Origin of the sequence: Pararhizobium sp. IMCC21322 (genome assembly GCF_030758295.1) — a bacterium.
Classification (GTDB): Bacteria; Pseudomonadota; Alphaproteobacteria; order Rhizobiales.
In genome coordinates, this window is the sequence record NZ_CP132335.1 from 3,240,753 (window position 1) to 3,260,432 (window position 19,680).

Genomic DNA, 19,680 nt, shown 5'->3' on the forward strand with positions numbered 1-19,680 from the left:
GTCCCTGACGATCCGAAGGCGGGAAGTTTCGACAACCCGCCTTCGCTTTAATAATATGTTTGCATAATTGTCAAAAAAATGAAAAATATACGAATAATTTCATTTTAGACTATGGATGTGAATTGATGAAAGACGGCATGGCAAACAAATCGGCCCATCCCAATCCAAACGACCAAGCCAATAAAAATGACAGGGCGAAACAAAACGAGCAGGCCCGGTTTTTGGCAGCAGAGCGATCCGCTTCTGGCCTGATTGGCGATGACATTCGCGCCCTTCGCAAACAGAAAAACCTGACATTGACGGACCTTGCAGAAGCTCTTGGCCGTTCAATCGGCTGGTTGAGCCAGATTGAACGCAATCAGACAGATCCTTCCATCCAGGACCTCCAGAAAATCGCGAAGAAATTCGAAGTTCCCATCAGTTTCTTTTTTCGCAACAGTCAGGCTCCGGCTGAAGAACTGGGAACCATCGTCCGCAAACAGAACAGAACGGCGCTGGGCTCACGCGAAAGCGGCCTTGTCGAGGAGCTTTTATCGCCTGACATTGCGGGTGATTTTGAGATGTTGAGATCGATATTTGCCCCCGGCGCGAAGAGCGGCGACAAGCCAGCCCGGCCCGTTCAGGAAGGTGGCTTTGTCGTATCCGGACAATTGGAAATCTGGATTGGCGGACGCCACCACACGCTGCATGAAGGCGACAGCTTCCAGTTCCAAAACAAAACCTGCAGCTGGCACAATCCCGGTGATGAACCAGCTGTTGTCATCTGGGTTATTTCACCCCCCATCTATTGAGCTCAATTGGAGGCACAAAATTGGCTAATCTTCCTGAAAAGGCCCGTGTGGTTATTATTGGTGGCGGCGTATCGGGCTGCTCGGTTGCTTACCACCTGGCCAAGCTTGGCTGGACGGACATTGTGCTTCTGGAGCGCAAGCAACTGACAAGCGGAACCACCTGGCACGCGGCCGGGCTGATCGCTCAATTACGGGCAACCCACAATATGACGCGCCTGTCGAAATACAGTCAGGAACTCTACGCGACCCTGGAAGCCGAGACCGGCCTTGCCACCGGGTTTCGCCGCTGTGGGTCAATCAGCGTGGCATTGACAGAAGCGCGCCGTGAAGAATTGCTGCGCGGTGCCTCAATGGCGCGCGCATTTGGTGTTGAAGTCGAAGAAATCGGCCCTGATGACATCAAACAGCGATATCCATTTCTGGAAACAGAAGATGTCGTCAGCGGGATTTTCGTGGAAAAGGATGGTCAGGGAGATCCCTCAAACATCACACATGCGATGGCCAAAGGTGCGCGTCAGAATGGCGCGCAGATTTTTGAACAGACAAAAGTCAAAGCCATCCATTCCAGCAATGGTGCCATAACCGGTGTCACGGCTGAAAAGGACGGTGTCGAGCAACATATTGCCTGCAATCACGTGGTCAATTGCGCTGGCATGTGGGCACGGGAACTGGGTGCCATGGCAGGGGTTCCCATACCTTTGCAGGCTTGTGAGCACTTTTACATTGTCACCGAAACCATTCCCGATTTGCCGCAATTGCCGGTTTTGCGCGTTCCCGATGAATGCGCTTATTACAAGGAAGACGCTGGCAAGATTCTGCTTGGGGCGTTTGAACCTGTCGCAAAGCCTTGGGGCATGGACGGCATTCCGGAAGATTTCTGTTTTGATCAACTGCCCGAAGATTTCGATCATTTCGAACCCATTCTGGAACAGGCCATAAATCGCTTCCCGCTTTTGGCCGAAACCGGAATTCACACCTTCTTCAACGGCCCGGAAAGCTTCACGCCTGATGACCGCTACTATCTGGGCGAAACACCACAATTGAAAAATTTCTGGGTGGCCTGCGGCTACAATTCCGTCGGCATCCAATCTGCCGGTGGTGCTGGAATGGCTCTGGCACAATGGATGAATGATGGTGAGCCTCCCTTCGATTTGTGGGATGTTGACGTGCGCCGCGTACAACCGTTTCAGGCCAACCGCAGCTATCTCTACAACAGGACAAAAGAGACACTGGGTCTGCTCTATGCCGACCACTTCCCATATCGCCAAATGGAAACCGCACGCGGTGTCCGCCGCTCGCCTTTACACAATCATTTGCAGGAGCGTGGTGCTGTCTTTGGCGAATTGGCCGGTTGGGAGCGTGCCAACTGGTTTGCCAAAAAGGACCAGCCAAGGCGCTATGAATACTCGTGGAAACGTCAGAACTGGTTCGACAATCAGCGCGAGGAACACCTCGCGGTGCGTGAAACTGCTGGCCTGTTCGACATGTCTTCCTTCGGCAAAATCAGAATTGAAGGGCGCGACGCCCTGCCCTTCCTCAACCATATTTGCGGCAACCAGATGGATGTTGAACCGGGTAAAATAGTTTACACACAGATGCTCAACCGGCGTGGCGGCATTGAAAGCGACCTCACCATCACACGGCTGTCAGAAACGGCATTTCTGGCCGTAGTCCCCGCAGCCACGCTCCAGCGTGACCTTGCCTGGATGCGCCGTCATGTCGATGACTGGAATGCTGTCATTACAGATATGACCGCCAGCGAAGCTGTGCTCTGTCTGATGGGCCCGAAATCCAGAGACATCCTTCAGGCCTGTTCACCGAATGATTTTTCAAACGAACACCACCCATTTGGCCAGATGCACGAAATTGAAATCGGCATGGGTCTGGCACGTGCGCACCGGGTCACATATGTCGGAGAACTGGGCTGGGAGATTTATGCATCAAGCGATATGGCGGCCCATATATTTGAAAGCATTGAAGCTGCCGGTCACGATGCTGGCCTGAAACTATGCGGCCTTCACACGCTTGATTCCTGCCGTATCGAAAAAGCCTACCGCCATTTTGGCCATGACATTACCGACGAGGACCATGTGCTGGAGGCTGGCCTTGGCTTTGCTGTGAAAACCGCCAAACCGGAATTTGTTGGCCGCGATGCGGTCTTGCGCAGGAAGGAAAACGGCTTGTTGCGACGGTTTGTACAGTTTCAGCTCACCGACAGCACGCCAATGCTCTACCACAATGAGACAATCCTCCGGGACGGCAAAATCGTGTCTCATCTGACGTCTGGAAATTACGGCCATCATCTGGGCGCCTCCATTGGCCTTGGCTATGTGCCATGCGAGGGGGAAACCATTGCCGAGATGCTGGAGAGCAATTATGAAATCGAAGTCGCCGGAGAGCGGTTTCCGGCATTGGCATCCACACGACCGCTTTATGATCCAAAGTCGGAGCGCGTGAAGGCCTAGGGTCAGGTTTCATTGATTGATCCAGAAGATGACGCTTGCTGCGATACAGGTAACCGACAGGAATGTATGGGCACAGCGGTCATATCTGGTTGCGATACGCCGCCAGTCTTTGAGTTTTGCGAACATGTTTTCGACTTTGTAACGTTGCCTGTACAAAGATTTGGAGTAATTCCTTGGTGCAATGCGGTTTGATCGTGGCGGGATGCAGGCCCCGATCTTATGGGCATTCAGCGCATCCCGGAACTCGTCGCTGTCATAGCCTTTGTCGCCAATCAGGACTTTGGCATTCGGCATCGCCGGATAGATCAACTTCGCCCCAATATGATCGGAAAGCTGGCCTTCACTCAGGCACAGAACTAACGGTCTTCCAATACCGTTACACGGAGCATGAAAATTGGAGCTCAGGCCGCCCTTCGTTCGACCAATGCGGCGCGGAACAGCCCTCTTTTTGTCAAACTCAAACTGCAGGCAGTCCGGTGAACTTTCAAGTGTGTGGCATCGATCATGACGATGTCTGACTCTTCTCCACTACCGGCCAAGCCGCTAAAGATACATTCAAACAAGCCCATTCGTGACCAACGGACGGGCGATTGTAGAGGGTCTTGTGCGGCCCATAATCTTCTGGTTCATCCCCCCACCTCAAACCGTTTCGGATGAAGTGGATTATCCCGCTGATCACACGCCGGTCATCGACACGTGGTCTGCCATGGGAGCGCAGGAATTAAGGTTTGATGCGCTCGAGTTGGGGTTCGGTCAGCCAATAGTGATCAGACATGAGCAGGTCCTCCTGCCCACTTGAACCACATCTTAAATTAGATTTGAATCCTTGAAGTTGCAAACGTCAGGTCTGCGGACCTAGTGGCTTGGAATATTACGGAGCAATGTTTTTAACGCGACAAGCATTTGAGCATTGATAGATGCCAAAACCAGTCGTTGAAGAGTTAGAATAGAGCAACGGAAATTGAAACGAAAAATCGACCAGCAAACACTCATCGTGTGCCGAATTTGAGTTCGCCAGAGCATCAAGAGAAACAACGCGCATTTCTATCCTACTTTCGAAAGCACTGTCATGCTGCCAATCTCGGATAATGTTGGCATGCAATCCATAGCCCCAAATTCCCAGATACCTTCCTGGTTTCGTCTAACATTGCTATGATCTAAAATTCAACGAACAGGCATGGAGGCGATTGTGAATAGCATCTTTCGTAAGTTTGCGGTGGCTGTGGCCACGTGCATCACAGCAACCGTCAGCTATGGCGGGCCGCTTCACACGGCTATCCAAAAGGGTGATCTTGATCAGGTAAAGCTAGAGATCGCGAACGGCGCTGATGTTACAGAACAAGATATGTTTTTGGGAGGAGCTTTGCTCCTGGCAATCGTCCAGGGTAACGTTCAAATCATCGAGCTTCTCATAAGTCATGGTGTTTCGATCGAGGCCGCGGACGTTACCACCGGCACGGTACCACTTCATGCCGCCGCGGTTCACGGTAATCTGAGTGTCGTGAAAATCCTGATAAAGAATGGTGCAAATATTGATGCGGTAAGAGCCTCCGATGGAGAGACTGTGTTGCATGCGGCGGCTGAGGGAGGCAACGGCGAAGTCGTTGAGCTACTTATATCCTTGGGTGCTGATGTTAATGCCCGTAGCAAATATGACAATGCGCCCATCCATTCAGCGGCAGCATCGGATCACATGGAAGTAGTGAAACTCCTCCGCGCCAACGGCGCTGTTGCTCGTCCTATTGATCCGATTGCTCCTCAAATGCACTTAGCTGACTCCGATGCTGGAGCCAGCATATTCCCAGTCGTTTGTGGTAGATGCCACACCGTCGACAATGGTGGCCCGAGCGTACATGGCCCCAATCTTTGGAACATTGTTGGTAAAAAAATAGGAAGCCACCCAGGCTACAACTACTCGTCTGCGCTCATACGGCATGAAGGTGTATGGACCAACGAGGCGCTCTTCGCCTTCATTACGCGACCAACGGACTTCATACCAGGAACAAAGATGATCTCAATGGGCCGACATGGTTACAGGGGAGTGAAGGACCGTCGTCAGCGTGCAAATATAATAGCCTACCTACTGCAATTGAGCAACAATCCCACCAACCTGATATCGCCGTAGCTTGTTTGGAGAAGCTAGCAATTTTCCTACTCCACCCGTGACACGATCAAATCGGGTAAAAACGGCTCGAACCGGTCATTGCCGACCATCGGATTAATGGGTCCTGACTCTAAAACTTTACACCAGCAATTGTGCCAAATCGTCAGCGCCTGCTCTCAAGCGATCAAGATGAGCGCCCGCGTCTTTGAGGCTGAGGCGCTGGGTCGGGGCGTGGAACGACAATGTTGAGACCAGGCGTCCATGGACGTCAATAATGGGAACTGCGATGGCAATCATGCCTTCCATGAACTCTTCATTATCTTCCGAATAGCCTTGGCTGCGGGTTTTCTTGATTTCGGCCAGCAACTCATTCTGATCGGTGATCGTTTTGGGCGTCCTTCGCTCAAGATTCACCGAGGCCAGATACCGCTCAAGATGCGCCTTCTTCAATTTGCTGAGGTAGAGTTTGCCACTGGCCGTGCAATAGAACGGCACGCTGGTACCGATGGGCAATTGAATGCGTAACGGCCATTTGGTCTCCACACGATCAATATAAATCATGGAATCCCGGTCCGGCACCGAAATATTGCAGGTCTCGCCAATGTGTTCCGCCAGCGCGTTCAGCACCGACAGACGCGCCGTGCGCACCCGCAGGGAGGACAACACACCCATGGACAGATGTCGCAGACGCCGGCCTGGAGCGTATGACCGCCCGTCAATTTCGCGCTGCAAAAAGCCTTCGCTTTCAAGCGTTGAAAACAGGCGGTGAATCGTCGGCTTGGGCAGGCCAAGCTTCTGATTTATCTCAGTCGGCGTCATCGGCACGCCGGCATTTGACAATTCCTCCAAAACGAACAGCAAACGCAGATTTGTCGGGATCGTGTCGTTGGTGTCGTTCTGGTCTGTCATACCTACCAATCCGTGTGGGATATTCCTCTAACGGCTCGGCAACAGAAAGGTTGAGAGTTCCGGCACCAGGGCCACCACAAACCAGACCGCAATCAGCGCCGCCAGATACGGAACCGTATAGCGCAGCAGTCTGAAATAGGGAACACCCGTCACACCACTGGCCACATAGAGGTTCAATCCATAAGGCGGCGTAATGAAACCAATCGATGCTCCAACCAGGAAGATGACTGCAAACTGGACCGGGTCAACGCCTATGGAAGCTGCAATCGGCGCCAGGATTGGCGCAAGAATAATGGTCACGGGCAGGCTTTCCAAAATCATGCCGAAGACAAAAACAATGGCCATGGATGTGAAGAGCACTGCGTGATACCCGCCCATGCTTGTCACAAAGGCAGTGATGGTCTCTGCCGCGCCAAGACTGGACAGGATCTGTTGCATGACAACCGAGATCCCGATCAGGGGTGCCAGAATGCCGGTAATCTGGGCAGACCGCAGCGTAATCGCCGGAATTTCGGTTAGTTTGAAGCCTTGGACCACCAGCATTTCACCATAACTCTTCTCGGTATGCGGTCGGGCCTCATCCCGCGATCCCATCATTTTGTAAAGCGGCAGGGAAATAAGCCCGACAATAATGCAGAAGCCCACTGTCACACCGGCGGCTTCCGTTGGAGAGAATTTGCCGGTGTAGATGCCATACAGAACAAGCCCGATGGCGAAAAAGCCCAGCCAGGCACCAAAGGCCGTTTTCAGAACCCGGGTCAGTTGCAAGGGAATCAGATAGCCCCAGCCATTAAGACGACAAATAATCCAGCACGCGAATTGCATACCCACAACCATCAGGGTTCCGGGAATGATTCCGGCAATAAACAGGTCCGAAATCGGAAGATTCATCAAGAACCCGTAAATAATGAAAATGATGGATGGCGGAATGATGATGCCAACCGTGCCGCCGGCAGCAGCCGTAGCTGCCGAAAACCGCTCATCATAACCGCCCTTCACCATCTCCGGATGCAGCATGGACCCAATGGTGGCCGTTGTGGCGGAGTTGGAACCGGAGATCGCGGCAAACAGGCCGCAGGCAGCCAATGCAGCCATCGCCAAACCGCCGCGTAACCAGCCAAGGCATGAATAGGCAAAATCCGACAATCGCCTTGCTATCCCGGATTTGTTGATCAAATCACCCGTCAGGATGAAGAGCGGCATCGCTAACAGCGCAAAGCCGTCGGTGAAGACATCGGACAAGGCAGTCCCGATATTTATCAGGGGCAGTCCTATGACGAAGCTGCAACCCAGCACCCAATAGGCGATGACAAGAAATACCGGTACTCCCAGCATAAAAAGCAGGGTCACCCCAATTGAAATTAGCGTAATCCATGTTCCATCAGTCATGATGCTCTCCTCACTCTCCGCCAATGACAGCAGTCGAAATCAGGTCTTCACCAGACCTGAAATTGGCAATGTCTTCACTGAGGTTTTGATAGGCGCGTGCCGCCAACATCACAAAACTGATGGGCACACTAAGCAGGAACCACCACTGCATAACATCATCGGTGCCCAGCATGATCTGAAAATTGGCTGCCGAATTCACAACAACTTGCGTGGAGGTGACAACAACAACCCAGCAAATGCCAATCCATAGAACCGCATCCAACGACAGGCACAGCATCTGTCCGACACGCGGTAGATTTGTCCGAAATTCTGAAAAAGCGAGATGGGTCCGCAGCCGGACGTTATAGGCACATCCGAACCAGGTCATTATCAAAAAGAGATAAGGCGGCAGGGTCGTGGACCAGGGCACCTGTTCATTGAAAACGAACCGCCGCACGACTTCCACAAAGATGATACCGGCGATCAGCAAATAGCTCCACACCATCAACGCACGTTCAAGATGCTTTTCGATGAACGGGCTGAGCTCATAGACTTTCGCGATCAACCCGGCCCCAAGCAAGACAGTAATCAGCCCGATAAGCCAGATACCCGGTCCACCAAAGGCCTCTTTCATCCCCCAGGAATCACCTGCAAGAATTGCGGTAAAAACAGCCGCAACATCTCCAAAAATGGAGCCCATAACTGATTTCCTCCCCAGAAATCATATCGCCCTGATTGTCAGGCCCAAGCTTGCTGCCAGGTTCAAGCCTACCGACATGTCCTGGCTTGGGTGGCAACGAACCATGCTGGCGGTTTGTGTACTTCCGCAAACCGCCAGCATTTTAGTTGGATTAACCGCGCCACCAGCGACGTGGTTCAACATTTTCCGGCAACATGTCAGCAGGAACTTCACGGGCGACCTTGTGGATATCCGCGTAAGTATCGATACCGCCAGACCAGTTGTTCAGACGCTCGCGCCAAGGCGCCCATGGCTCTGGATTAAACTCCGGAGAGCACATTTCTTCCGCCATCTTGATCTGATCAGCTGGAAGGAAGGCTGGACGCACATTGTTTTTGACGAAAATTGTGTCCGGAAGCTGTGGATCGGAGAAGCCGACCGTTTTCACAAGAGCTGCTTCGTTGGCTGCCTGCACGTGGACCTGCGCCAGATAGGATGATTCCATAATGGCATCCTGCAGATGTCCGTCCATGGCATCAAACACTTTTGCCGACATGGAAGTGTGCTCGGTTCCGCAGAAGAACTTCAGATCAACCGACTGGGACACAACAGGTGACATATTGGCATAGGCCACGGCTGACGCCCATGTTTCTGCACCATCAATAAGGCCCTGCTTCAAGCCATCAAGGGTTTCTTCCCAGGCCACAGGCACAGGGTTCAGGTTCAACAACTGCATGGCGATCCGGCCAAGCTGCGTACCTGTCACACGGTTTTTGGTACCAAACAGCTCTTCCAGCTTCGTCACTGTCGGCTTGTCTTCAAATTTCAGACCCAATTGAATGCCGCGCAATTCGCAATGGCTGAACAGGAACTTCAAACCGTGGCGTTTTTCAAGCGGATCACGCAGAATCCGTTGGCTTTCAGGGCTGTAAAGGAAGTGATACTGGGACGCACGCCCCGGGAACATGTAGGCATAATCCAGCACGTTCAGATAGGGCGCACCACCGGCTGAGTTCTGTGTGGATGCAGCATAAATATCCACAATACCCAACTGGGTTTTCTCAACACACGACAATTGACCACAAATCTGGTTGTCACCGATGAACTCAACGCGAATTTCGCCTTCGGTACGCTCTTCAAGATCACGAGCGAACTCAAGCGCGCCAGCACGTTCAATCAGAAGGTTGCGAGCATTGAAGCCGGATGCGCCGAATTTCAGCGTGTGTTTGGCTTCTTTCTTGTAGCGCTTTGTATAAGTCGACTCAGCTGCCTGCGCGAGGGACGCCAGCGTAATACCGCCACCCATTGCACCGGCTGCCAGAAGCGTTGTTGTCAGGCCATATTGCCCGGATAACTTGAAAAGGTCACGACGAGATATGCCACTCAAAGCATTAGAGACTTTCATGAGTTCCTCCCAGAAACATCAATAATTAAGACTTGCAGTCTCAAAAATACATATTATTGTGCGATTAGCAAGTCAGAACTGGAACTGACATTTAATAGATGACGCCAAATGTGGCGTTTGGGGAGGATACCGTGCCATGGAGCAATTGGAGGCCGACTACGTAATCATTGGCGCCGGTTCTGCGGGCTGCGTTATCGCCAACCGGCTCAGCGCCGACCCATCCATAAAAGTAATTCTGCTGGAAGCGGGCGGCCGCGACTGGAATCCGTGGATCCATATCCCGGTCGGTTATTTCAAAACCATGCACAATCCCAGTGTGGATTGGTGCTACACCACCGAAGCCGATCCAGGGCTGAATGGCCGAAAGCTGGATTGGCCACGTGGCAAGGTCCTGGGCGGGTCTTCTTCGCTGAATGGCTTGCTCTATGTCCGCGGACAGGCACGGGATTACGACGGGTGGCGGCAGATGGGCAATGAAGGCTGGGGCTGGGATGACGTTCTTCCCCTCTTCAAACGCGCAGAAAATCAGGAACGCGGCGAAGATGATTTCCACGGCGTCGGTGGCCCGCTGGATGTGTCCAACATGCGCCTCAGCCGTCCGATCTGTGATGCCTGGGTCGCAGCGGCCCAGAACGAGGGCTACGATTATAACGACGATTATAATGGCGCGAAGCAGGAAGGCGTCGGTTACTTTCAGCTGACCACCCGCAACGGCCGCCGCTGCAGCGCAGCCGTCGCCTATCTCAATCCGGTCAGAAATCGCGAGAACCTGCAAATCATCACCCGTGCAAATGTTCAGCGGCTCGCTATTGAAGACCGGCGCGTGACTGGCGTTGTTTTCAAAAACGCGCAAGGCAAGGAACAGACGGTCAAGGCGCGAAACGAAGTTATTTTGTCGTCCGGTTCTATCGGTTCACCACAATTGTTGATGCAGTCGGGAATTGGGGAAGCCGAACAATTGCGAAGTGCCAATATTGAAATTGTCGCCGACCTGCCCGGTGTCGGCAAAAATCTGCAGGACCACCTTCAGGCGCGTCTGGTTTACAAGTGTAATGAACCCACTTTGAACGATGAAGTACGCAGTCTGTTCAATCAGGCACGCATCGGTCTGAAATACGTTTTGTTCAGAGCTGGCCCTATGACCATGGCAGCCAGCCTTGCTACAGGTTTTCTGAAAACAAGAAAAGAACTGGAAACACCCGATATACAGTTTCACATCCAGCCATGGTCTGCTGACAGCCCTGGCGAAGGCGTACATCCATTTTCTGCCTTCACCATGTCTGTCTGCCAACTCAGGCCGGAAAGCCGAGGAGAAATTCGCCTGAACACCAAAGACCCATCCGGATATCCAACAATTCATCCCAATTATCTGGCAACAGAATCCGATTGCAACACAATCATCGAAGGCGTGAAAATCGCCCAGAGGATCGCCAGGCAAAAGCCGTTGGATAGCAAAATCGCCGGTCCTCATGCGCCGAAACAGGCACTGGTTGAAGACTCTGATATTCTGGAATGGGTCCGCAATACGGCCACCACCATCTACCACCCCACAGGCACCTGCAAGATGGGATCAGATGAACAGGCTGTGGTGGATGCACGGTTGCGGGTCCATGGGATAGATGGATTGCGGATAGCGGATTGCTCCATCATGCCGGAAATTGTATCCGGCAACACGAATGCGCCGGCCATTATGATCGGTGAAAAAGCAAGTGATTTGATCTTGGAGGACAGGCGTAGCCTCTAAGACTTTCAATAATTGAATAAACACGCCGCATGTCACCCATGCGGTTCAGGGTTTGGTGAAAGGACACTGCCATGAAAATGACGACCGAAGAGGCATTTGTAAAAGTACTTCAGATGCACGGCATTGAACACGCGTTTGGCATTATCGGTTCTGCGATGATGCCTATCTCCGACTTGTTTCCCAAAGCGGGAATTAAGTTCTGGGATTGCGCCCATGAAACCAATGCTGGCATGACAGCTGACGGTTACACGCGCTCAACAGGCAAAATGAGCATGGCGATTGCTCAAAATGGTCCGGGCATCACCAATTTTGTGACCCCTGTTAAAACCGCTTTCTGGAACCACACACCGCTGCTGCTGGTCACACCTCAGGCTGCAAACAAGACAATCGGTCAGGGTGGCTTTCAGGAAATCGAACAGATGAAACTGTTTGAAGACATGGTTTGCTATCAGGAAGAAGTACGTGATCCTTCCCGCATGGCAGAAGTTCTGAACCGGGTTATCGAAAAGGCCTGGCGCGGATCAGGTCCTGCACAAATCAACGTGCCACGTGATTACTGGACACAGGTGATTGATATAGAGATGCCGCAGATCGTGCGGCTGGAACGTCCTTCTGGCGGAAAAGAAGCCATTTCACAGGCTGCAAAACTCCTGTCGGAAGCCAAATTCCCGGTCATACTCAACGGAGCCGGCGTAATACTGGCTGGCGGCATCCCCGCGTCTGCAGCTTTGGCAGAGCGTCTCAGCTCTCCTGTATGCTGCGGTTATCAGCACAATGACGCATTCCCTGGAAGCCATCCCCTGTCCGTCGGACCACTTGGTTACAACGGTTCAAAAGCAGCTATGGAACTGATTTCCAAAGCCGACGTCGTGCTGGCTCTTGGAACCCGTCTCAACCCATTCTCCACCTTGCCTGGCTACGGCATCGACTATTGGCCCAAAGATGCCAAGGTCATTCAGGTGGATATGAATTCAGACCGTATCGGCCTCACCAAAAAGGTCACTGTTGGAATTCAGGGTGATGCGAAACTGGTTGCAGAACAATTGCTGGAGCAATTGACAGAAGATGCTGGCAATCACGAGCGCAAGCAGCGAGAAGCACAGATCCATCAGATCAAGTCAGCCTGGCTGCAGCAATTGAGTTCGATGGATCACGAAGATGATGATCCAGGCACAAGCTGGAACGAGCGTTCGCGCAATCGCCAGCCAGATCATATGTCGCCACGCATGGCATGGCGGGCAATCCAGTCAGCATTGCCAAAAGACGCCATTATCTCGTCAGACATTGGCAATAACTGCGCCATCGGCAACGCCTATCCGACCTTTGAGCAGGGCCGCAAATATCTGGCACCGGGCCTCTTTGGCCCATGTGGCTATGGCTTCCCGTCCATCTTGGGTGCAAAAATTGGCTGCCCTGATGTGCCTGTTGTCGGATTTGCAGGTGATGGCGCATTCGGCATTTCCATGAATGAAATGACTGCGTGTGGCCGCAATGACTGGCCCCCGATCACCATGATCATTTTCCGCAACTACCAATGGGGCGCTGAGAAGCGCAATACCACCCTTTGGTATGAAGACAATTTTGTCGGAACTGAACTCAATCTGGGTGTGGAATACGCAAAGGTTGCAGAAGGCTGCGGCTTGAAAGGTGTTCAGGTCACCACGATGGAAGACTTGACCAACGCACTGAACACCGCTGTTAAAGAGCAGATGGAAGACGGCATAACAACTTTCATCGAAGTGGTGCTGAATCAGGAACTGGGTGAACCATTCCGCCGCGATGCTATGAAAAAACCAGTCGCTGTGGCAGGTATCGATCCAGCTGACATGCGCCCGCAGGCAGGCGCATAAATCAACGAACTGCTCTATGAAGCGGAAGAGACACAGGCCAGCGCATTCAAAAAGAATGTGCTGGCCTGATTTTTAACCAATGATACCGATTGCCAGATAACGGCCTTAAGGATTTGAATCTTTATGGAAAATCCGATGGAAGCCCTGTTGCGGGCCGCCCGTGCAAACCCGCGGCATATTGTGATGGCCGAAGGTGAAGACGACCGCATCCAGTCTGGCGCACTGCGCGCAGTCAATGACGGCATTGCACGCGTCACACTTGTGGGCGATCAGGGCCGGATTCTGAAAAGCGACAATTTTCAGGATGACTTACCAGACGGTTTGCAGATTGTTGATCCGGCAAAATCTGAGCTGATCAAGCCCTTTGCGCAAGAGTTCTATAAACTGCGCAAACATAAGGGCATTACATCGGAACAGGCTGCGCAAGCGGTGCTGAACCCGCTCGCATTTGCAGCCATGATGGTGCACGAAAACCACGGCGATGGAACAATAGCCGGTGCGATCTCAACCACTGCCGACACAGTGCGCGCCGCTTTGCAGATTATCGGCACTGCGCCAGACACAGATCTGGTCTCTAGTTTTTTCCTGATGATCCTGAACAAACCCCACCACGATAAAAAAGGCGTGTTCGCATTTGCCGACGCTGGCTTGAGCATTGCGCCGAATGTTGAAGAACTGGCGACCATCGCCCTCGCCTCTGCCGCATCTTTTCAAAGACTGATCGGAGTTGAGCCGCGCGTTGCCATGTTGAGTTTTTCAACCTTTGGAAGCGCGAAACACCCCAAAGTCGATGCCGTCTCGGCCGCGACCGCATTGGCACAATCGCGCGCACCTGCATTGAAAATCTCTGGTGAGTTGCAGTTCGACGCGGCCTTTGTTCCCTCAGTTGCTGCCGCCAAGGCTCCGAATGCTGTCATTCAGGGCGACGCGAATATCTTCGTGTTTCCCAACCTTGAAGCGGCCAATATCGGCTATAAGATTGCACAGCGTATTGGCGGCGCGGAGGCTATTGGCCCAATTCTGCAGGGACTTGCAAAACCGGCCAATGATTTGTCCCGCGGCTGCAACGCAGACGATGTCTATAATCTTATTGCAGTCACCTGCACACAGGTGACTGCCCCATAAGCCATCCTGCCGACGATCAGATGTTCTGACCGGGAGCCAGAACAATCAGACATCCAGCAATCTTCCACTGGCCATCAGCCTGTTTTGTCAGAAAATAGGAGGCCAGCCACTGAAGACCACGCTCATCCTTGATGTAAACACTCTGCACCGGAACGCCATCGCTGATGCTTACACCATCAAATCGGACCAGGCTGCCATTCACAACAGGTCGATGGACCTTTTGCATCCGCTGCAAGAATGCGTTCGGCGTGGCGTATTTGCTAATAACTGCCTCAGCAGCTGTCAGATAGAGCAGATCCGCCTGCTTATTGGAAATTGCCCACAAATAGGAATGGACCAAAACACGCATCTCCAGAAGTTCGGATGCCTGAAACTCTTGAGTTGAAGCAGTCAGACCGACATTAACCAGATGGTCGGTCCCGACTTTGCTGGCAGATGATTCCACCTGTTCAGCAATCGCTGGAGCCACAAGCAGTCCAAGCGACACTGCAAGCATTTTGGGAAGTTTTGAAAAATGTCTCATAACGATGTCTCCTGTCTCTAAGTGCCCCGCTATAGGTGAAACGTAGGGAGTTTTGGGTCGGAAATCACCAATCTGGGCGCTCACTTCACATCAACTAATTGTTTTGCAAGGTGACCGGCATGATTCAAAAATGTAAAAATCCATTCTAAAACTCTGTATCAAAACACTTTTAAGACAGGTCAGATGCGCACTGGAAATTCCTGGGTGCCCTTGATGGACCGTAAGATAAAGCTGGTGTGCATACTGGATACGCCCGGCAGTTTTGCCAGACAATTGCGGTGAATGCCGTCGTAATCGGCCACATCGCGTGCCGCAATCCTCAGAAGATAATCCGCCTCCCCGGTGGTCAGGTGGCACTCCAGAATGTCTTCAAAGCGCAGCACCGCCTGTTCAAAGGCATCAAGCACATCCTGGCTTTGGGACGTGAGAGCAATTTCCACAAATACCATGATTTTGAGGCCGAGCTTCGCGCGGTTGATCCGGGCCGCATAGCCCTCAATCACGCCATCTTCCTCCAGTAGCTTAATCCTGCGATGACAGGCAGACGCGGATAGCCCCACGGCATCGGCGAGTTCAGAAACAGGGATTGCGGAGTCCCGCTGGAGACGCCGCAATATCCCACCATCAATGCGATCCATAGTATTTTATCCGGTTTTAAATCTATAATGTCGAATAATTACGCGAAACTCGGAGCGATTTCCATATTTTTTCGCAAAAAATATCACGTAAACCGTGAAACACTGTCAACAGATCTAGGGTCCGCACGTCAGCTTGGGAGGCAACAATGCGCATCGGCACACCAAAAGAAATCAAAAATCACGAATACCGCGTCGGTCTGACACCGGAAAGTGTCACGGAACTGGTCGCAAATCAGCACGAGGTTCTGGTCGAGACAGAAGCTGGCAGCGGCATCGGCGCTACAGATCAGGATTATGTGGATGCCGGCGCACGTATCGTTGATACGGCTGCGGAAATCTTCGCAGAATGCGATATGGTTGTGAAAGTCAAAGAACCACAGCCCGTTGAGCGGGCGCAACTGCGCGAAAGCCAGATCCTCTATACCTATCTGCATCTTGCGCCAGACCCCGACCAGACAAGAGACCTTGTTAAATCCGGCGCTGTTTGCATCGCCTATGAAACCGTCACAGACCGCCTTGGAGGGCTGCCGCTGCTCAAACCAATGAGCCAGGTTGCCGGGCGGATGTCGATTCAGGCAGGCGCCACAGCGCTCGAAAAATCTCATGGTGGTCGCGGCATCCTGCTGGGCGGTGTACCCGGCGTCGCCCCGGCAAATGTTTTGATTATCGGTGGCGGCGTTGTCGGCTACAACGCCGCGCAAATGGCCGTTGGTCTTGGTGCAGATGTCACCATACTGGACCGAAGCCCGGAAGCTCTTGAACGCCTCGATGCGCATTTTGGCTCCCGTGCCAAAACGCTCTATTCAAACCGCGCCAATCTGGCCGCCAGTGTTGCCGAGGCTGATCTTGTGATCGGCGCGGTACTGGTTCCAGGTGCCGCCGCACCAAAGCTGGTTTCCAGAGAGATGCTCAGCACCATGAAGAACGGATCTGTGCTGGTGGATGTTGCCATTGATCAGGGTGGTTGTTTTGAAACCTCAAAGGCAACGACACACGCCGAGCCAACCTATGTGGTTGATGAAATTGTGCATTATTGCGTGGCCAACATGCCAGGCGGTGTTGCAAGAACCTCCACATATGCACTCAACAACACCACACTGCCCCACGCGGTGAGGATTGCAAATCTGGGTTGGAAAGCTGCGCTGTCCAAGGATGCGCATCTGCGCAATGGTCTGAATGTATGCAATGGCAAAGTGACATGCGAACCCGTTGCTCAGTCTCTTGGCTACGATTACGTGCCCGCCGAGACGCTGTTGAACTGATGGTCATCTGAAGCATCTGATTTGATCAAACACGCTTGATGAGCCTTACAGCCCAAATGACAATTGAGCAGGCTGTAAGGCTCAAACACAATCGCTTGCATATCCGTTGCCATGGGTCCAAAGTTTGGGACCCTGCCTATGGTTTACACGGCGCATCGCCAGCGAGTTTCCCCCAAATGCAAAAAATAGACTGGTCCCGCATAATCCCGTCATCAGGACGAGAGTTCGTGAAGATGCAGGGATTGCATAATCACTTTGTAATCGTGGATGGTCGCAAAACCCATTATAATCCAACAGTCAAAGAGACTGTTCAAATCTGCGACGTGAATACCGGCATCGGCGGCGATCAGCTTTTAATCATAGAACCGCCAACCACAGATGGGGCTTCCAGCGGCGCTTATGCCTTCATGCGGATCATCAACATTGATGGGCAGGATGCTGAAGCTTGTGGCAATGCCACAAGGTGCTTTGCATGGCTGATGCTGGAAGAGACAGGACTGGATGAAATTCTGCTCGAAACGTCTGTCGGGCCCTTGCGCTGCTGGCGCCGGGGTAAGCAGCAGGTAAGTGTGGAAATGGGAAAGATTTCAAACCATTGGCAGGCAATTCCATTGGCCCGGGATGTTGACACGCTGAACATTACTTTGAGCAATGGTCCGCTGAAAAACGGCGTTGCACTCAACATTGGCAATCCGCATGTTGTCTTCTTTGTTGAAGATCTGGATGCTCTCGATGTGGCGGCATTGGCGCGGCCAATTCAGAATGATCCGCTTTTCCCGCAAAAGGTAAATGTTGGCGTTGCGCAGAAAATGAGCAATAGTCTTGTCCGGCTTTCTGTTTTTGAGCGTCCAGGCATTCTAACAAAAGCCTGCGGTTCGGGGGCATGCGTTGCTGCACGCGCCGCACAGCTACTGGGGCTGACAAACAAAAAAGAGATCGTCGTGGACATGTTAGCCGGATCGGTTAATGTGATCGTTGAGGAAAGTAGAAACGCGATTTTGACGGGCCCCGTCGAGTTTTGTTTCAGTGGCCGCCTAACCGGTCGGGAGGGACGTGCCGTATGAATGATCCAATGATTGTGATCGACAAGGTCAGCAAGACCTACTATCTGAAATCACGCCCTGAGCCGGTTCACGCATTAAATAATGTAACCAATCACATTGATCGGGGCGAAGTCGTTGTCATCATTGGTCCTTCCGGCTCCGGGAAATCAACACTCCTACGATCTATCAACCGTCTGAACGACGTCGATACCGGGACAATTACCATTGATGGTGTGAACGTTACAGACAAGAAGACCAACATCAATGCTCTGCGCGCCGAAGTCGGCATGGTCTTCCAGCACTTCAATCTGTTTCAGCATAAAACGGCCATGGAAAATATTGTCATGCCGCAGATGATCGTGGCCAAACGCAGCCGTAAGGAAGCAGAAGAAATTGCAAATGATCTGCTGGAGAAAGTTGGCATTCCTGATCGCGGTAACAATTATCCATCCATGTTGTCCGGCGGTCAGCAACAGCGTGTGGCCATTGCCCGTTCGCTGGCCATGAAGCCGAAAGTCATGCTGTTTGACGAGGCCACTTCAGCGCTGGACCCTGAAACGGTTGGCGGCGTTCTGGAACTGATGCGCGGCCTTGCCGCCGATGGCATGACCATGGCCGTTGTCACCCATGAAATGGGCTTTGCGCGCGAAGCCGCACATCGCGTGATCTTTATGGATGAAGGGGCGATCATTGAGGAAAACAATCCGGACGATTTCTTTGATAATCCGCAGACCGACCGCGCGCAGGATTTCCTGAGGCAAATTCTTTAAGAATCAAACAAGTTCGTCAGGAGAGCATGATGAGACAAACCAGCGCAAAAAAACCTGAAAAACAGCGCGTGGATCATGAACTTCAAAATCAACTGTCTAGAAACCAAAGTGGAGAACATTAGAAAATGAAACTGACATCACTCATTACAACCACCGTCAGCGCAGCCGTGCTTGCCCTGGCTTCAACTGCTTCCTGGGCCGAAACCACGATGGAAAAAATCGTGCGTACAGGTGAAATGACCATTGCTGTGCAGACACAGGGTCCCCCCGTAAGCTTCGTCAACAAAGATGGAGTTCGCACAGGCTTTGCCATTGAGCTTGCACAGATGATGGCTGATGACATGGAAGTCACACTGATCATTCAGGATTATGACTGGAAAGGTCTTATCCCTGCCCTGTCATCGGGCAAAGCGGATTTCATCGCCGCTGATATGACACCAACTGCAAAACGTCACATGCAGATTATATTCACCGAGCCTGTCTTCTTTTCGGAGACCATTGCGTTTTCTTTGAAAGACTCTGGCTACACAACATGGCAGGAGCTGAATTCAGCTGATGTGTCCGTTGGTGCTACACAGGCATCTTCCTGGGCCGAAACAGCACGTAAGGTGCTGCCAGATGCTGATTTGAAGGAATTTGCAGGTGGTACCGCTCAAGTGGTTCAGGCTGTTGTGTCTGGTCGCGCAAAAGCCGGTCTCTCTGACAAGGCAACCATTGCCGGCTTCATGAGCTCAATTGAGGAAATCAAGGTCTTGGACGGCCTGCTTGCCCAGGAGCCTCTTGGTTTTGCAACCCGTCCAGATTCCATGCATCTGCTGCTGGCGATCAACAACTACATGCGTCTGATCCGTGCCGATGGCCGTTTGGACCAGAAGCTTGAATACTGGTGGAATTCCACTGCCTGGGAAGCCGACCATAAATAAGAACTGCTTCGGGGCGCCTCAGGGCGCCCCGAACCTCTCACACCGCCCCACCCGCATTGGGCTGCGTATCAACGCCCACGG

Annotated in this window: 16 protein-coding genes and 1 pseudogene; 10 read left to right on the forward strand and 7 right to left on the reverse strand. The window is 52.4% G+C overall.

Going from position 1 to position 19,680, the window contains the following annotated elements; translation table 11 throughout:
* Positions 1-137: 137 nt before the first annotated feature.
* Positions 138-791, forward strand: coding sequence for a helix-turn-helix domain-containing protein (locus tag RAL91_RS15275; RefSeq protein WP_306257097.1), 654 nt, complete (start codon positions 138-140; stop codon positions 789-791).
* 20 nt (positions 792-811) lie between these two features.
* Positions 812-3,256, forward strand: a complete 2,445-nt coding sequence (locus RAL91_RS15280; RefSeq protein ID WP_306257098.1) for an FAD-dependent oxidoreductase — start codon at positions 812-814, stop codon at positions 3,254-3,256.
* Between the two features lie 9 nt (positions 3,257-3,265).
* On the opposite strand, the pseudogene RAL91_RS15285 reads toward RAL91_RS15280, so the two are convergent.
* Positions 3,266-3,974, reverse strand: a pseudogene (locus RAL91_RS15285) (IS5 family transposase).
* Positions 3,975-4,445: 471 nt separating this feature from the next.
* Here RAL91_RS15285 and RAL91_RS15290 point away from each other — a divergent pair.
* Positions 4,446-5,381: an ankyrin repeat domain-containing protein gene (locus RAL91_RS15290; RefSeq protein ID WP_306257099.1), complete on the forward strand. Its 936-nt coding sequence runs from the start codon at positions 4,446-4,448 to the stop codon at positions 5,379-5,381.
* A 117-nt stretch (positions 5,382-5,498) separates the two neighbouring features.
* Here the strand turns inward: RAL91_RS15290 and RAL91_RS15295 are convergent, their stop codons facing one another.
* The 4 genes from RAL91_RS15295 to RAL91_RS15310 all read right to left on the reverse strand — a co-directional run bounded on the left by RAL91_RS15295 (position 5,499) and on the right by RAL91_RS15310 (position 9,721).
* A complete protein-coding gene (locus RAL91_RS15295) occupies positions 5,499-6,269 on the reverse strand; it encodes an IclR family transcriptional regulator (RefSeq protein ID WP_306257100.1) in 771 nt (256 codons plus the stop codon).
* A gap of 27 nt (positions 6,270-6,296) precedes the next feature.
* On the reverse strand, positions 6,297-7,658 hold the full coding sequence (locus tag RAL91_RS15300; RefSeq protein ID WP_306257101.1) for a TRAP transporter large permease: 1,362 nt from the start codon (positions 7,656-7,658) through the stop codon (positions 6,297-6,299).
* 10 nt (positions 7,659-7,668) lie between these two features.
* A complete protein-coding gene (locus RAL91_RS15305) occupies positions 7,669-8,337 on the reverse strand; it encodes a TRAP transporter small permease (RefSeq protein ID WP_306257102.1) in 669 nt (222 codons plus the stop codon).
* A 151-nt stretch (positions 8,338-8,488) separates the two neighbouring features.
* Positions 8,489-9,721: a TRAP transporter substrate-binding protein gene (locus tag RAL91_RS15310; RefSeq protein WP_306257103.1), complete on the reverse strand. Its 1,233-nt coding sequence runs from the start codon at positions 9,719-9,721 to the stop codon at positions 8,489-8,491.
* Between the two features lie 136 nt (positions 9,722-9,857).
* Between RAL91_RS15310 and RAL91_RS15315 the strand changes: the two genes are divergently transcribed.
* The 3 genes from RAL91_RS15315 (at position 9,858) to pta (ending at position 14,440) form a co-directional block, all read left to right on the forward strand.
* A complete protein-coding gene (locus RAL91_RS15315) occupies positions 9,858-11,465 on the forward strand; it encodes a GMC family oxidoreductase (RefSeq protein WP_306257104.1) in 1,608 nt (535 codons plus the stop codon).
* 71 nt (positions 11,466-11,536) lie between these two features.
* Positions 11,537-13,315, forward strand: a complete 1,779-nt coding sequence (xsc, locus tag RAL91_RS15320) for a sulfoacetaldehyde acetyltransferase (RefSeq protein ID WP_306257105.1) — start codon at positions 11,537-11,539, stop codon at positions 13,313-13,315.
* 123 nt (positions 13,316-13,438) lie between these two features.
* The gene (pta, locus tag RAL91_RS15325; RefSeq protein WP_306257106.1) at positions 13,439-14,440 is read left to right on the forward strand and encodes a phosphate acetyltransferase; all 1,002 of its coding nucleotides are present in this window, start codon (positions 13,439-13,441) and stop codon (positions 14,438-14,440) included.
* 16 nt (positions 14,441-14,456) lie between these two features.
* Here pta and RAL91_RS15330 read toward each other — a convergent pair whose 3' ends face one another.
* Together RAL91_RS15330 and RAL91_RS15335 are read right to left on the reverse strand one after the other, a co-directional pair.
* Complete coding sequence (locus RAL91_RS15330) at positions 14,457-14,963, reverse strand: DUF4864 domain-containing protein (RefSeq protein WP_306257107.1); 507 nt, start codon at positions 14,961-14,963, stop codon at positions 14,457-14,459.
* A 179-nt stretch (positions 14,964-15,142) separates the two neighbouring features.
* Positions 15,143-15,601, reverse strand: a complete 459-nt coding sequence (locus tag RAL91_RS15335; protein WP_306257108.1) for an Lrp/AsnC family transcriptional regulator — start codon at positions 15,599-15,601, stop codon at positions 15,143-15,145.
* A gap of 146 nt (positions 15,602-15,747) precedes the next feature.
* Between RAL91_RS15335 and ald the strand changes: the two genes are divergently transcribed.
* The 4 genes from ald to RAL91_RS15355 all read left to right on the forward strand — a co-directional run bounded on the left by ald (position 15,748) and on the right by RAL91_RS15355 (position 19,599).
* Positions 15,748-16,863 carry an alanine dehydrogenase gene (gene ald / locus RAL91_RS15340; protein WP_306257109.1) on the forward strand — a complete coding sequence of 372 codons (1,116 nt, stop codon included), beginning with the start codon at positions 15,748-15,750 and terminating at the stop codon, positions 16,861-16,863.
* Between the two features lie 233 nt (positions 16,864-17,096).
* Positions 17,097-17,927: a diaminopimelate epimerase gene (dapF, locus tag RAL91_RS15345; protein ID WP_306262954.1), complete on the forward strand. Its 831-nt coding sequence runs from the start codon at positions 17,097-17,099 to the stop codon at positions 17,925-17,927.
* Positions 17,924-18,676, forward strand: coding sequence for an amino acid ABC transporter ATP-binding protein (locus RAL91_RS15350; RefSeq protein WP_306257110.1), 753 nt, complete (start codon positions 17,924-17,926; stop codon positions 18,674-18,676). The genes dapF and RAL91_RS15350 overlap by 4 nt, the downstream gene beginning before the upstream one ends.
* A 125-nt stretch (positions 18,677-18,801) precedes the next feature.
* Positions 18,802-19,599, forward strand: a complete 798-nt coding sequence (locus tag RAL91_RS15355; protein ID WP_306257111.1) for an ABC transporter substrate-binding protein — start codon at positions 18,802-18,804, stop codon at positions 19,597-19,599.
* Positions 19,600-19,680 lie beyond the last annotated feature (81 nt).

What these genes read in the sequence shown, in the direction of transcription:
- RAL91_RS15275 (WP_306257097.1), top strand. Translation starts at nt 138, where the DNA reads ATGGCAAACAAATCGGCCCATCCCAATCCAAACGACCAAGCCAATAAA.
- RAL91_RS15295 (WP_306257100.1), bottom strand. Translation starts at nt 6,269, where the DNA reads ATGACAGACCAGAACGACACCAACGACACGATCCCGACAAATCTGCGT.
- RAL91_RS15300 (WP_306257101.1), bottom strand. Translation starts at nt 7,658, where the DNA reads ATGACTGATGGAACATGGATTACGCTAATTTCAATTGGGGTGACCCTG.
- RAL91_RS15305 (WP_306257102.1), bottom strand. Translation starts at nt 8,337, where the DNA reads ATGGGCTCCATTTTTGGAGATGTTGCGGCTGTTTTTACCGCAATTCTT.
- RAL91_RS15310 (WP_306257103.1), bottom strand. Translation starts at nt 9,721, where the DNA reads ATGAAAGTCTCTAATGCTTTGAGTGGCATATCTCGTCGTGACCTTTTC.
- RAL91_RS15315 (WP_306257104.1), top strand. Translation starts at nt 9,858, where the DNA reads ATGGAGCAATTGGAGGCCGACTACGTAATCATTGGCGCCGGTTCTGCG.
- xsc (WP_306257105.1), top strand. Translation starts at nt 11,537, where the DNA reads ATGAAAATGACGACCGAAGAGGCATTTGTAAAAGTACTTCAGATGCAC.
- pta (WP_306257106.1), top strand. Translation starts at nt 13,439, where the DNA reads ATGGAAAATCCGATGGAAGCCCTGTTGCGGGCCGCCCGTGCAAACCCG.
- RAL91_RS15330 (WP_306257107.1), bottom strand. Translation starts at nt 14,963, where the DNA reads ATGAGACATTTTTCAAAACTTCCCAAAATGCTTGCAGTGTCGCTTGGA.
- RAL91_RS15335 (WP_306257108.1), bottom strand. Translation starts at nt 15,601, where the DNA reads ATGGATCGCATTGATGGTGGGATATTGCGGCGTCTCCAGCGGGACTCC.
- ald (WP_306257109.1), top strand. Translation starts at nt 15,748, where the DNA reads ATGCGCATCGGCACACCAAAAGAAATCAAAAATCACGAATACCGCGTC.
- dapF (WP_306262954.1), top strand. Translation starts at nt 17,097, where the DNA reads ATGCAGGGATTGCATAATCACTTTGTAATCGTGGATGGTCGCAAAACC.
- RAL91_RS15350 (WP_306257110.1), top strand. Translation starts at nt 17,924, where the DNA reads ATGAATGATCCAATGATTGTGATCGACAAGGTCAGCAAGACCTACTAT.
- RAL91_RS15355 (WP_306257111.1), top strand. Translation starts at nt 18,802, where the DNA reads ATGAAACTGACATCACTCATTACAACCACCGTCAGCGCAGCCGTGCTT.